The organism is Enterococcus sp. C102(2024) (genome assembly GCF_040888205.1).
GTDB classification, from domain to species: domain Bacteria; phylum Bacillota; class Bacilli; order Lactobacillales; family Enterococcaceae; genus Enterococcus; species Enterococcus faecalis.
Window position 1 is genome coordinate 1 of the sequence record NZ_JBFOHH010000006.1, and the last position, 12,861, is coordinate 12,861.

General features: G+C 37.0%; 14 protein-coding genes. 3 read left to right on the forward strand and 11 right to left on the reverse strand.

The features are described from left to right. Positions 1–19: 19 nt before the first annotated feature. The 3 genes from AB3I34_RS11240 to AB3I34_RS11250 all read right to left on the reverse strand — a co-directional run bounded on the left by AB3I34_RS11240 (position 20) and on the right by AB3I34_RS11250 (position 1,056). On the reverse strand, positions 20–268 hold the full coding sequence (locus AB3I34_RS11240) for a hypothetical protein (protein ID WP_025189424.1): 249 nt from the start codon (positions 266–268) through the stop codon (positions 20–22). Continuing rightward, positions 252–623 carry a hypothetical protein gene (locus AB3I34_RS11245; RefSeq protein ID WP_002385270.1) on the reverse strand — a complete coding sequence of 124 codons (372 nt, stop codon included), beginning with the start codon at positions 621–623 and terminating at the stop codon, positions 252–254. Before AB3I34_RS11245 ends, AB3I34_RS11240 begins: the two co-directional genes overlap by 17 nt. Before the next feature lie 64 nt (positions 624–687). Then, on the reverse strand, positions 688–1,056 hold the full coding sequence (locus AB3I34_RS11250) for a CvfD/Ygs/GSP13 family RNA-binding post-transcriptional regulator (RefSeq protein WP_002365178.1): 369 nt from the start codon (positions 1,054–1,056) through the stop codon (positions 688–690). Positions 1,057–1,239: 183 nt separating this feature from the next. Between AB3I34_RS11250 and AB3I34_RS11255 the strand changes: the two genes are divergently transcribed. Continuing rightward, on the forward strand, positions 1,240–2,406 hold the full coding sequence (locus tag AB3I34_RS11255) for a MalY/PatB family protein (RefSeq protein ID WP_010712797.1): 1,167 nt from the start codon (positions 1,240–1,242) through the stop codon (positions 2,404–2,406). Between the two features lie 33 nt (positions 2,407–2,439). Here the strand turns inward: AB3I34_RS11255 and AB3I34_RS11260 are convergent, their stop codons facing one another. Beyond that, positions 2,440–2,646: a DUF3955 domain-containing protein gene (locus AB3I34_RS11260; RefSeq protein ID WP_002355151.1), complete on the reverse strand. Its 207-nt coding sequence runs from the start codon at positions 2,644–2,646 to the stop codon at positions 2,440–2,442. A 164-nt stretch (positions 2,647–2,810) separates the two neighbouring features. After that, positions 2,811–3,401, reverse strand: a complete 591-nt coding sequence (locus tag AB3I34_RS11265) for a peptidylprolyl isomerase (RefSeq protein WP_002355150.1) — start codon at positions 3,399–3,401, stop codon at positions 2,811–2,813. 204 nt (positions 3,402–3,605) lie between these two features. On the opposite strand from AB3I34_RS11265, the gene AB3I34_RS11270 reads away from it, so the two are divergent. Together AB3I34_RS11270 and AB3I34_RS11275 are read left to right on the forward strand one after the other, a co-directional pair. Continuing rightward, a complete protein-coding gene (locus tag AB3I34_RS11270) occupies positions 3,606–4,616 on the forward strand; it encodes an NAD(P)/FAD-dependent oxidoreductase (RefSeq protein ID WP_002368301.1) in 1,011 nt (336 codons plus the stop codon). 148 nt (positions 4,617–4,764) lie between these two features. Then, complete coding sequence (locus AB3I34_RS11275; protein ID WP_002380857.1) at positions 4,765–5,727, forward strand: phosphoglycerate dehydrogenase; 963 nt, start codon at positions 4,765–4,767, stop codon at positions 5,725–5,727. 64 nt (positions 5,728–5,791) lie between these two features. Here the strand turns inward: AB3I34_RS11275 and AB3I34_RS11280 are convergent, their stop codons facing one another. From AB3I34_RS11280 to AB3I34_RS11305, 6 genes are all read right to left on the reverse strand, one after another. Beyond that, entirely contained in the window at positions 5,792–7,345 is a 1,554-nt protein-coding gene (locus AB3I34_RS11280; protein WP_010826688.1) for a bifunctional UDP-sugar hydrolase/5'-nucleotidase, read from the reverse strand. Positions 7,346–7,442: 97 nt separating this feature from the next. Next, on the reverse strand, positions 7,443–8,723 hold the full coding sequence (locus AB3I34_RS11285) for an extracellular solute-binding protein (RefSeq protein WP_002359172.1): 1,281 nt from the start codon (positions 8,721–8,723) through the stop codon (positions 7,443–7,445). 23 nt (positions 8,724–8,746) lie between these two features. Continuing rightward, on the reverse strand, positions 8,747–10,036 hold the full coding sequence (locus tag AB3I34_RS11290) for an MBL fold metallo-hydrolase (protein WP_002367311.1): 1,290 nt from the start codon (positions 10,034–10,036) through the stop codon (positions 8,747–8,749). Further along, positions 10,020–10,838 (reverse strand): carbohydrate ABC transporter permease, encoded by an 819-nt coding sequence (locus AB3I34_RS11295; RefSeq protein ID WP_002355144.1) that lies wholly within the window; start codon positions 10,836–10,838, stop codon positions 10,020–10,022. The genes AB3I34_RS11290 and AB3I34_RS11295 overlap by 17 nt, the downstream gene beginning before the upstream one ends. Before the next feature lie 4 nt (positions 10,839–10,842). Then, positions 10,843–11,718 carry a carbohydrate ABC transporter permease gene (locus tag AB3I34_RS11300; RefSeq protein ID WP_002355143.1) on the reverse strand — a complete coding sequence of 292 codons (876 nt, stop codon included), beginning with the start codon at positions 11,716–11,718 and terminating at the stop codon, positions 10,843–10,845. Continuing rightward, complete coding sequence (locus tag AB3I34_RS11305) at positions 11,718–12,851, reverse strand: ABC transporter ATP-binding protein (RefSeq protein WP_002396511.1); 1,134 nt, start codon at positions 12,849–12,851, stop codon at positions 11,718–11,720. The genes AB3I34_RS11300 and AB3I34_RS11305 overlap by 1 nt, the downstream gene beginning before the upstream one ends. Positions 12,852–12,861: the final 10 nt, after the last annotated feature.

The window sequence follows — 12,861 nt, forward strand, 5'->3', positions numbered from 1 at the left end:
TCAAGATTTTGATGTTTGGTCAACACTTTTTTTCAAAAAAATTAAAAGAAGTTTTCAATCTGTTTTCATTCTTTTCAATTATTTCGTTTTTAAACTTTTTAAATCCTAATTGTCTATCAAAACAGTTTAATTCCTTATTAAAAATCGAACAATTTGAATCATATTTTTGAAATAGTTCGATTAACTTTTTTACGTACAACATAAAAAAAGAAAGAATCTGTTCGATTATCGACAGATTCTTTCTTTTTTGTTTAAAACATTGGGACACCTTCAATATGATATTTTGACCAAATCGTTTTTAATTCTGCAGGTGCTACCCATGTATAGTCTTTATCCATTTCATTTTTAAGTGCTTGTTCATCCATCTCGAAGACAAACAGCGGAACATTTTCTTTATTGATATGCGCGTTAGTTAATTCTACTAAGCTAATTGAAGTAACGTCCAATTGAACCTCTTCTTTGAACCATTGTAGCATACTAGCTAAACCCGTCATCTCATCAGAAACTTTTGCCATCGCAAACTCAATCGCTTCACCTATTGGATGCATCAAAAATTTTTTACTACCATCGTTTAAGTTCAGTATGATTGTTCCAGCGACTTTTTTGTTAGACACGACATCCACCTCAATTAATTTTTAGATTCACTAACAAAAGAAATTGTAACACACTTTCTGAAAAAATACAGAATTATTTTTCAAGCAATTTATCCATGGCTTCATCAATCCATTCTGGAAGTTCTTTGTCTAAGGTTGCAAAGCCAATTTTTTTATTCTTATCCGTAAAATATTTTTTGCGTCGATGGTTCACTGAATGAACTTTGTCTTCAAGGGTCCGTAAAGATAAGCTAATCTTTTGAGAATATTCATCAACATCAATAACTTGAACGGTTACTTTTTGTCCAACGGTTAAGAGTCCATGGATATTTTTAGTAAAGCCAGCTTGTACTTCCGAAACATGAATCAGTCCTTGTGTTTCTTCGTCTAAAGAAACAAATGCGCCATATGGTTGAAGTCCGGTAATTGTGCCAGAAAGTACCATACCAATTTTGTACTTCATCAAATTTCCTCTTTTCATACGATAAATTTCTTTTTCCGTTTCTACTCATTTAAAATAATAGCATTTTTTCAACGTTTGTGCATTATTTCTTCCCTAGTTGTTAAAACAATTGTTTCATCTTTTAAGCAAAATCTACTATACTATAGGAAGTAAGACTTTATATAGAAGAAAAGGAGTTATCTTATGTTTAATTTTAATGAAACCATTGATCGTCGTCACACGAATTGTGTTAAATGGGACACCGTTGAAACGAGTTACCACGAAAAAGATTTACTACCTTTATGGGTTGCTGATATGGATTTCAAAGTACATCAGCCTATTCTTGATGCCTTGTCACAAGTTATTGAACAAGGCATTCTAGGATATGCAATTGCACCTAATGAACTGTATCAAGCAATTCAAGATTGGCAACGGCAACACCATCAATTAATTGTTGAAAAAGAAGAAATTTTGTTTAATAGTGGCGTGGTTCCCAGTTTGGCCACAGCCGTTCAAGCGTATACAGTACCTGCGGATTCTGTCATGATTTGTGATCCAGTCTACCCCCCTTTTGCAGATGTGGTAAAACAAAATGAGCGTAGACTTGTGCGCCATTCTTTACTAGAAGTTAACGGACATTATGAAGTTGATTTGGTTAAAATGGAACAACAGATAATCGAAGAAAAGGTGAAACTGTTACTTTTTTGTAATCCCCATAATCCTGGTGGGCGTGTTTGGACAAAAGAAGAATTGCTAGCAATTGGCCGTTTATGCCAAAAACACCAAGTAACTGTGGTTAGCGATGAAATTCATCAGGATTTGATTTTCAAACCGCATACCTTCACTTCCTTCACTGTCGCTGATGAAGCATTTAAGGAATTCACAGTTACCTTAACCGCGGCAACGAAAACCTTTAATTTAGCGGGTATTAAAAATTCAATGCTGTTCATTCCTAATGAAAAACTACGGCAATCTTTCGTATCTTTACAAGACAAAAATCATCAAGGCGGTATCAATACTTTTGGCTACGTTGGAACGGCAGCTGCCTATCAAACAGGGGAGGAATGGCTAACGGCGTTACTGGATTATTTAAAAGAAAATATTGATTTTGCCCTTTCCTTTTTCCGTGAAGAGCTGCCTAGCGTTCGTGTAATGGAGCCTGAAGGAACCTATCTTTTATGGTTAGACTTTAGTTCTTATTCGCTAACGGATCGGGAACTTCGCGATACCTTAATTCATAAGGGGAAAGTGGTTCTAAATCCAGGAATTAGTTTTGGTCCCCAAGGTTCTCAACACATGCGTTTAAACTTAGCTTGTTCAAAAGAAACTCTCGAAGAAGGCCTTTTACGTATCAAAAAAGCCTTTAATTAAAAACAGCTGTCCTAGTTTTTAGGACAGCTGTTTTTAATTCTTTCTTTTGCGTTTAGCTAAATAAACTCTGACGAACCAGATACCTGAAAATAGAAGTAAAATTTCTCCAATTATTATTGTATAAAATCCTGGTTCATGAACGATTCCTTGCTGATCTACATACGTAAAAAACGTTCCTATAAATGGGAGTATCACTGCAAACAAAGCCAAGGCCATTGGATATCTGTATTTTTCTAACAAATTTGCTTCCTCTCCTTCTATTCTTTAACTCAGTATCCTATAAAGACTTCATTAAAAGAAGAGATTTGGATGCTTTTAAAAAAAAGTTAGTCGTTTTAAGAAAAAAATAAAGAGTACCAACGAATTTGTCCCTCGTTGGTACTCTCTTTTTCAATTGGTTAAACTTATTCACCAATGATTTCAACTGTGTCCATCACGACGTCAAATGTTGGACGGTCTTGGGCATCCCGTTGGACTCCACCAATTTCATCCACTACATCCATACCATCCACAACATGACCAAAAACAGTATGACGGAAGTCTAACCAAGGTGTTCCGCCTTGTTTGTAAGCTTCAATAATTTCTTCTGGAAAACCAGCGTCTTCTAACTGACTCATCATTTGAGCTGGAACATTTTGATTAGTAACAACAAAGAATTGGCTACCATTTGTGTTAGGACCAGCATTTGCCATTGACAATGCGCCACGCAAATTGAAAACATCCCGAGAAAATTCATCCTCAAATGCTTCTCCATAAATACTTTCGCCGCCCATTCCTGTTCCGGTTGGGTCACCGCCTTGAATCATAAAATCAGGAATCACACGATGGAAAATAACGCCATCATAGTAGCCCTTTTTCGCTAATTCAACAAAATTTTTAACCGTTTTAGGCGCTTGTTCTGGGAATAATTGAACAGTGATGTCGCCTCGGTTTGTTTTAATGACCGCTTTTGGGCCTTTAGCATTTTCTAAATCTAATTGTGGAAATTGTGACATGAGAATGTCCTCCTAGATAATTATTTTATAGTTCCATCATATCGAAAAATGCTGAAAATTGCTATGATCTTTTTCCAATGATTAAAGAATGCTTTGATTCGTTAGCCAAACTTGCTTTTTTCGAAAAGCCGTGCTATTTTGTGAAGTGTTCGCAAAACGATCAATAGTTGTCTCAACCCTAAATGAATTAGGAGGAATTTTCAAATGTCTGATGAAAAAGATATTTATGATTTAACGATTATCGGCGGCGGTCCTGTTGGATTATTTGCCGCTTTTTATGCGGGAATTCGTAAAGCGAAAACGAAAATCATTGATAGCCTGCCGCAATTAGGTGGTCAGCTAACAATGCTGTATCCCGAAAAATATATTTATGATATTCCTGGATTCCCTGCTATTAAAGCCGGTGAGTTAATTGCCAATTTGGAAAAACAGATGCAGCCATTTCAGCACGATGTTTGTTTGGAAGAAGAGGTCACACACCTTGCACAGGAAGCAGATGGACTTCTGCGCTTAGACACAACTAAAGGCACACATTATTCTAAAACGGTTATCTTTGCGATTGGTAACGGTGCTTTCCAACCTCGACGTTTAGCTATCGAAAATGTTGAAGCCTTTGAAGGTGAGTCAATCCATTATTATGTGACTGACATGAAAAAATTCGCTGGCAAAAAAGTTGCGATAGCTGGTGGCGGCGATTCTGCAATTGATTGGGCTTTAATGCTAGAAAACGTTGCAGAAGAAGTATCTATTATCCATCGTCGCCCACAATTTCGCGGCCACGAACATAGCGTGGAACAACTGGAAAAATCTAGTGTTTCTATCAGAACTCCTTATATCATTAGTGATATTTTAAAGGAAAATGAAACGTTCACAGGCATCCAATTAACGGAGACAAAAGGTGACCAAACATTGGATCTCCCTCTGGATGATTTAATTATCAATTATGGCTTCACTTCTTCTTTAACACACCTCAAAGAATGGGGATTAGACGTTTCTAGAAATGCTATTAATGTTCATTCCGATATGTCAACTAACATTCCTGGTGTATACGCTGTAGGGGATATCTGTTCCTATGAGGGAAAAGTGAAATTAATCGCTACAGGCTTTGGTGAGGCACCTACTGCCGTAAATAATGCTTTACATTACTTACGGCCCGATGCTCGACGTCAACCAGTTCATAGTACAAGTTTATTTGAAAACGGTGTACCTAAATAAGGTTAGCGCTGGACTTTAGCAGTTTTTAAGCCAAGGACAAAAATCTAAAACGGATTTTTGTCCTTGGCTTTCTGCTTTACTGAAAAGCCTTTCTTTTTCTCTTTTAAATTTATTTTTGATACAATAAAAAGTGCTAGGAGGAAGAAAGATGAACCAACCAATTATTTATTTAAATGAAGTATTCAACGAAGAACAACTGGAACAAGTGAAAGCTGTGGCACCCAATTATCTAGTTAAAACATCTACCGATCATTTATCCTCTGCTGAAGAAGAGGCAATCGAAATTATGTTAGGCTGGCATAAAGAAATTGGTCCGCGTTTATTAGCCTCTGAGACTAGTCACCTAAAATGGATTCAGCTCATTTCTGCTGGTGCTGATTATATGGATTTTGATAAATTAAGAGAAAAAGGCATTCTGTTGTCTAATGGTAGCGGAATCCATAGTGTTTCTATCTCAGAACATGTTTTAGGCGTTTTATTAGCACATACCCGCGGACTGCAAGAAAGTATCCAACAACAAATGCAACACACATGGAATCAAACAGCCCCTTCCTATCAACAACTTTCTGGGCAAAAAATGTTAATCGTAGGCACTGGACAAATCGGACAACAATTAGCTAAATTTGCTAAAGGTTTAAATCTTCAAGTTTATGGCGTGAATACCTCTGGACATGTGACGGAAGGCTTCATTGAATGCTATTCACAGAAGAATATGAGTAAAATTATCCATGAAATGTCCATTGTTGTGAACATTCTTCCTTTGACTGAAACAACAAAACATTTATACAATCAGGCACTTTTTGAAAAAATGGCTCCTGAAACAATTTTCGTAAATGTTGGTCGCGGCGCCTCAGTAGCAACGAACGATTTGATAACTGCCTTAAACAATAAAACCATTGCTTTTGCTGCCTTAGATGTCTTTGAAGAAGAACCTCTTCCCGAAGATAGCCCTTTATGGGAGATGCAGAATGTTTTATTAACACCTCATATTTCTGGCATGACACCGAAGTTCAAATCAAAATTACTGGCGATTTTTATTCCAAACTTAAATCAATTTGTGACGGATCAGACCCTCGTCAAAAACCAAGTTTCCTTAAAAAAAGGCTATTAACTCAAAAAAGGCCTTCAACCATCTTTCAAGTAATTGCATGGTTGAAGGCTTTTTTTGCTATTTTTTACCAGATAACCTTGAAGTTATCATTTGTCGACGCTTGAATGATTGGATGTTTTTTCAAATATTCTGCAATCAGTTCCGTCATATCAATTTGAATTTCTCGAATAATTTTTTCAGGTTGGAACATTTGATAGTTTCCGCCACCGACTGCTCGGTATTGATTTGTCACGATTTCCAAAACATCTTCTGCTTGCACTGCTTTGCCATGATAATTAAGTTTCGTCACTCTTTCACCAAACGGTCGTCTTAAATCAAGCGTATACTCAATGCCTTCATACATATCATAATTATAGTATTGTGGTTTTGGATCGACATATTTCGGGTTAAAAATTGGTTGGCCTTTTTCTAACACAAAATAAGTAGCGCTTTGTTCTAACGCTTCACGGAGGTCTTGTCCAGTGACACGCAATACAGCCAAGGTATTTGGATAAATGTAGTTGGTAATGATATCGCGCATCGTAATTTGATTATTAAACCCTTTGCCTTCATTGTTAAAAAGTGCAGTCCCTGAAATATCCGTTCCGCTTGAAGCCATTTGGACGTTATTAATAAATTCTATATATGGATGTTCTTTGAGGCGTACGGCATTCGGATTTTGAATCGTCATATCCCCTTCCACATTTCCCACTGGTTGGTCAAGCCACTCTTCTACCTCGTCATGTAACGCTGTTGTCAAAGCTAAAATTTCTGCATCTGGTTGTTCGTTCCCAACAGGATGAATAGCTGCATCACTTCCGATAACGCGATAGCCTTTAGCCATAGGTTCAATTTCTAAAGTAATTTCTCCAACGAAAGCTCCTCGAAAACCTGGTTGAATCACAGGTATTCCATTCAGTTTTGTAGCAATTTCTCGATGTTGGTGACCAGTGACTAAGGCATCAATCCCAGGAACTTTTTCCAATAAATCGTAGCCTTCATTTTCTCCTGTTAGTAATTCCGTGGGTTCCCCTGTTTCTAAATCTTTTTCAAAACCGCCATGGTAAGCGACAACAACTAGGTCCGCTTCTTCCCGCAGTTTTGGCACGTATTCTGCCGCTGTTTCAACGACACTTTTAAACGTTAAATCTTTGACTGTTGCCGGCTGTTCCCAATGAGGAATATATTGAGTCGTCACGCCAAGGATGGCTACTTTAACCCCTTGTTTTTCTATGATGACATACGGCTGACCGAAATAAGGTTGTCCATCTTTACCAAGAATATTGGCAGCTAAAACTGGCTGTTGATAACTGGCAATCGTTTCCTTTAAATAATCTAATCCGTAATTAAATTCGTGGTTACCTAAAATGCTAACATCATAATCCATTTGATTAATGATCTTAGTGATGGCTTCCACTGAATGTGTTTCTGCTTTTCTTACGTAATAACTAAGCGGCGAACCTTGAATAAAATCCCCATTTTCAATTTGAAAAACTGGTCCTTTGGCAGACGCACGTAACTTTTTCAGCATGGTTGCTGCTTTCGCGGTTCCAAAAGGCAAATCCATCTTTTTTTCACTATAACTTGTTGGCATAATATACCCATGCATATCACTTGTTGCTAAAATTTTTATTTGCATTTTGTTTCTCTCCTTCTTCCGCCCAAAAGAACAGGAAGGTTAGAACACGAGCCATAACGACTCAGATCCCAACCTCCCACGTCTGTTTATTTATTGATTATTGGTTCCATGCTTGTTCAAATTGTGACGTTGCATCTTTCAATAATTTTTTCGTGTCTTTATTTGATGAAGCAAAAATACTTTCCATAATTGTCCGCATTTCATTATAGGCTGAATCAGCATTTTCTTCTACTGGGATAGCGAATAAATCTTTTACTGCGTTTTCAAGTTGTGCAGGTACTTTGGTTGTCTTAGAATTTTTGTACTCATCACTGTGTAAAACAGATTCTAGAATTGGCATATAACCTGTTTGTTGTGCCCAGTACAATTGTGAATCAGGCGTTGCTAAGAATTTCATGAATTCAAATGCCGCTGTCCGTTGTTCTGGCGTAGCACTATCGAACATATAAATATCTGTTCCTTGTTGTAAGTTGATTTTTTCAGGACGTGGTGCAACACCATATTCATAGCCACCAGCTTCAGCATCTTTTTGAACAAAACCAGCACCAGCAATACTACCGACAAACATCGCTACCTTTTTGTTTGCAAATGGGCCAGATAAATATTTATCTGAACCAGCTGTGCGGAAGTAACCTGCTTCGATACCGTCACGGTAATAGTCCACGACTTCTTGTGAATCTTTGCTTGTTAAATCTAAGTCTTTATTAAAATCAACGCCTTTGTTTTTCATTCCAATTGCGTAATAGTTATTTAACGAGTCAAAACCAGCACCAACGACTTCTTTGTTGGATTTTTCGTAAATTGTTTTAGAAGCTTCTTTTAATTCCTCTAATGTTTTCGGTACTTCAACACCATATTCTTTCAACAAATCAGCATTATAGAATAACATTTCTGTCGATTTATTAAATGGAATGCCGTATTGTTTGCCGTCGATTTTGGCGCCATCTAACAACACTTCACGAATTGGCTCTGCATCTTTCCAGCCGATTGTGTCATCATCCATATATGGTTTTAAGTCCACTAACATTTCATCTTGTGCAGCATTCCATAACCAGCCTGGGTACGCTTGCGTAATTGTTGGTAAATCTTTTGGTGAAGTTAAAGTCGAATTGATTTTGGCTTGTAAATCAGGGTAAGCAGATTGATTTTGTAATTCCACTTTAATTTTTGGATTTTCTTTCATGAAGTCTTTCGTTAATTTTGTTAACGCTTCTTCTTGAACCCCATTCATTGCATGCCAGAAAGTGATTGTCGTATCTTCCTTCACTTCTTTCACAATATCGTTTGATTCTTTGGCCCCATTACCGTTACCACAAGCCCCCAATGCGAAAATAGCTGCGGTTGCTAACACTGTTGTTGCTAGAGTTTTGAACTTCATTTTTTTCTCTCCCTTAAAAAAATTTATAAAACAATTTGCTCGCCACGTTCTGGCAATATTCTTTCACCATACGGGTTTTCCAGTTTTTCTGGTTTTAACGTATGGATTGGAACCAATACTTGAGGTTCAATCAATGCAATAATTTTATCCAGATCTTCTGGAATTGCATGTCCTGAACAAGCTAAACGGACAAAAGTAATGTCTTTATTAGCCAACAAATCTAAAAACACGCGATACTGTGGATCAAAGTCCCCTAACGGTTGTGCATCACTGTGAATGTATAAACTACCTTCTTGGAGGTTGTCAAACTGGTTCACAACTTGCCACAAATAGTCTGTTTTGTCCTTTAGTAACGTGTCATACGGGATTTCTAACGCTGGATTCAATTCTGGTATTTTACCAGATTCAGCATAATAATAACGAACTTCTATTCCAAATACTTCAAGTAACAACGCAGCCATATTTGCTTCTAAAACGACTGTACGTGGTGACTTTTCAATAATCTTAGCAAAACGTTCCACGTTTGCTGGATAACCATTAAAGGTAATTTGTCGATTCGGGTTTTCTAGTTCTAAACGAACCAAGTGCTGAACAAGATCTTCTTCACTGACAACCGCTATTTGGGCTGGATCTGGTTCACGTTCTGGGAAGCTAATGCTTACGCCTTCCATCATTAATAATTCAGTATGTTTGGCTTTTTCACAAAAAGCTAAAGTCTCTTCACGATTATGGCCATGTAAGCGCAAATCACCTGTGTATGTGATGAAATGGTCAGGCGTGCGAATCAGTAATGCCGAAGCACCGTACGCATCATGATCAACAGGTACGATTTCCACTGAAATTTCGCCAACTTTAATCACATCGTTTTTATTAAGACCAATCATTTCTCGGGTAAAATTCTTTTCTTCAAACGGTGATGGAATCAAAAAATCACCTTTGCGATTTAAACTATTTAGAATCATTTTCGTTTCTTTTAGTGTGTACAACGGAACAGCTGGGTCTAAATAGTTAATCATGCGTGAATGATCTAAATGGGCATGAGATAAGAAAACAGCGGTGTGTTGATACTCTTTGTCTTCTGCACCATGATATTCATAACCTAAACGTGGATCATATAAGTCTTTTAATTCTGGCACTAAACGATTATTAATTAAGGTTTCAATGTGATCATCGGGCAAATCTAATTCTGGTCGAAATTCTGTACCAAAATCAAAGAAGATGTGGGCATCTTTATACGCCACTTCAATCACGGTTCCTCCAATTGTTAAAATGCCACTGTGAAAAGTCACAGTTGTTTTAGCCTTTGATTCCATTTTTTGCAACTCCTCTGATAATTTCTTTTCTGAAAATCAAGTAAATAATTAAAATTGGAATAACCGTTAATGTTGCAGCAGCCATTTGTAAATGTACGTCACTACCGCTCTCTGTCGCAAAGGCCGATAGTCCATTATTCAATAAACGGTATTTTTTCTCGTTCGTCACCAACAATGGCCACAAGAAAGAATTCCAACTAGAAATAAATGTTAAAATCCCTACTGTTACTAACGCTGGTTTTGACATTGGTACTAAAATACGCCAAATATATTCTAAATCACTAGCACCATCAATCTTGGCAGCCTTGTAAAAAGTATCAGGAATACCTTTTAAATAACCGTTTAAATAGTAAATATAAAAAATACTAGTTAAAAATGGAATAATTAAGGCGCTGTAAGTATTTAACAAACCTAATTGCGCAATCGTTTGATAATTGGTAAAAATAATAGATTCATACGGAACCATTAATAACGAAATCATCAAAGCAATGACCACATTTTTAAAACGGAACTTCAAACTCGTTAACGCGAATGAAGCTAAAACGGCGGTGACTACCGTAGCAATCGTTGTAACGCCTGAAACAAAGACTGTGTTCAAGAAATACCGAAGAAAGGGTGCTTTTTGAAAGACCTCTGTGTAGTTTTGCCATTGTGGTTGTTTTGGAAACATGGTTGGCGGCATGCTGGTCGCTTCAGAATAACTCATTAAACCAGCTAAAATCATATAGACAAATGGAAATAACGTAATAACGGCTAAAATGCCTAAGAAAACAAATGCGATAATCGTTAAAACTTTTTTCATTGGCTTATTGCCCCACTTTCTTTAAGAGTTTATTTTGTAAGAAAGTGACCACTAAAATAATCACAAATAAAATCACTGTGGCGGCCATCGCAATTCCGGGACGCCCTGCAATGTGGAATTTGTCATAAATATAGTACACTGCGGTTGTGGCACTATTGGCAATCCCCGCACGACCACCGAATAAAGCATAAACTTGTGTATAAACTTTAAAGGCGCCAATTAAATTGACCGTTAATAAAAAGGCAATGGTCGGGACTAGCTGCGGAAACGTAATACGTCGGAAAATTTCGCCGTCTGAGGCACCAAACATTTTCGCTATTTTAAAGTGTTCTTCATCAATATTTCTCAAACCCGCCAACAAAATAATAATATTAAATGCTAAACTCGTCCAAACCCCAAAAATAATCAATGTTGGCATACTCATTTGAACATTATCTAGCCAGTTGACAGAAGGAATGCCGAAAAAACCTAAGACGTAATTGACAATTCCATAATCGCCATTAAAGAAGTAACGGAAGACAATCCCAATGGCAATCGTACTCGTTACATAAGGCATAAAGAAAATCGTTTCAAAGAAACTCTTATGTTTAACTTTTTCAAAGATAATCCAAGCAATTGCTAGGGAAATTATCAAGGCAATCGGTACCACAGCAAATGCATAGAGCGCTGTATTTTTTAACGCTTTATAGAAGATTGGATCATTCAATACACGTTGATAATTTTCTAAACCAGCGTAGCGTTGGTTAATTAAGGAACCTTTTTGGAAGCTCATCCACAAAGAACGAAACAGCGGATAAACGCTAAACAGTAAAATGATTCCTAATGATGGCAGAAGGAAGAGCCATGCTTTTGGTTGATTTTCTGGATTGTATTTTTTCATTAGTAAACCCGGTCTCCCGCTTCGTTAAAGATAAATACTTTTTTATATGAAAAATCAAAAGATAAAGTGTCTCCTTCTTCAATCGCTTCTTCTACACTTACAATTGATTTCACTTGTTCATTTCCTAATGTAAATCGTAAAATACGTTCTCGACCAATCAATTCCACTAAATCTGTCGTTGTGGTAAAGAGACCTGTTTCAGCTGGTACCACATCTTCTGGACGAGAAGCAAACGTATATTTCCCATCAGTCATTGGCATTTTAAAGCGTGCTTGCTCAAAACGCTCAAGCGGAATTTCAAAACTTTCATGGTACATTTTGCCGTCTTTCACTTCAACAGACAATAAATTAATAATTGGGTTACCTATGAACTGAGCAACAAATAAGTTATTTGGTTCTAAGTAAAGGTTTTGAGGTTCATCATTTTGTTGAATAACCCCTTCGTTTAATAAAATAATTTTATCACTGATTGATAGCGCTTCCTCTTGGTCGTGCGTTACAAAGATTGTTGTAATGCCTACTTCTTTCACCAAGCGGCGGATTTCTTCACGAATTTTCAAACGCAAACGTGCATCCAAGTTACTTAAAGGCTCATCTAATAATAAAACATCTGGTTTTTGAACTAACGCTCGGGTAATCGCAACACGCTGTTGTTGACCACCAGAAAGTGTGCCTGGCTTTTTATGGCTTAACTCTTCAATATTCGTTAGTTTCATATATTCTTCGGCAATAGCTTGTGCCTCTGCCTTGGGAACTTTCTTACTTCCTACTGTCAAAGGAAACATTACGTTTTCTAGAACAGTCATATGTGGATATAAGGCATAGTTTTGAAAAACGAACCCGATGTTCCGATCTTTTGGTGCTGTTTTGACAACCGATTGCTGTCGAAACTGAATATCTCCATCACTTGGATGTAATAAACCTGCAATTAAGTTTAAAATTGTGGATTTCCCACACCCACTTGGTCCTAACAAACAAACCAAGTCCCCTTGCTCAATCGTAAAATTGACCGATTTTAACGCTTCAAACCCATTATCGAATACTTTTTTCAAATCGATAACTTCTATCATGACCCAACCTCCAAAAAAACATTTAATAGCATACCTTTTGATTTTAACATTTATTTCTTGCAACCGCGAGAGC

Coding starts and splice junctions, on each gene's coding strand:
- AB3I34_RS11250 (WP_002365178.1), bottom strand. CDS start 1,056: ATGAAGTACAAAATTGGTATGGTACTTTCTGGCACAATTACCGGACTT.
- AB3I34_RS11255 (WP_010712797.1), top strand. CDS start 1,240: ATGTTTAATTTTAATGAAACCATTGATCGTCGTCACACGAATTGTGTT.
- AB3I34_RS11265 (WP_002355150.1), bottom strand. CDS start 3,401: ATGTCACAATTTCCACAATTAGATTTAGAAAATGCTAAAGGCCCAAAA.
- AB3I34_RS11270 (WP_002368301.1), top strand. CDS start 3,606: ATGTCTGATGAAAAAGATATTTATGATTTAACGATTATCGGCGGCGGT.
- AB3I34_RS11275 (WP_002380857.1), top strand. CDS start 4,765: ATGAACCAACCAATTATTTATTTAAATGAAGTATTCAACGAAGAACAA.
- AB3I34_RS11280 (WP_010826688.1), bottom strand. CDS start 7,345: ATGCAAATAAAAATTTTAGCAACAAGTGATATGCATGGGTATATTATG.
- AB3I34_RS11285 (WP_002359172.1), bottom strand. CDS start 8,723: ATGAAGTTCAAAACTCTAGCAACAACAGTGTTAGCAACCGCAGCTATT.
- AB3I34_RS11290 (WP_002367311.1), bottom strand. CDS start 10,036: ATGGAATCAAAGGCTAAAACAACTGTGACTTTTCACAGTGGCATTTTA.
- AB3I34_RS11295 (WP_002355144.1), bottom strand. CDS start 10,838: ATGAAAAAAGTTTTAACGATTATCGCATTTGTTTTCTTAGGCATTTTA.
- AB3I34_RS11300 (WP_002355143.1), bottom strand. CDS start 11,718: ATGAAAAAATACAATCCAGAAAATCAACCAAAAGCATGGCTCTTCCTT.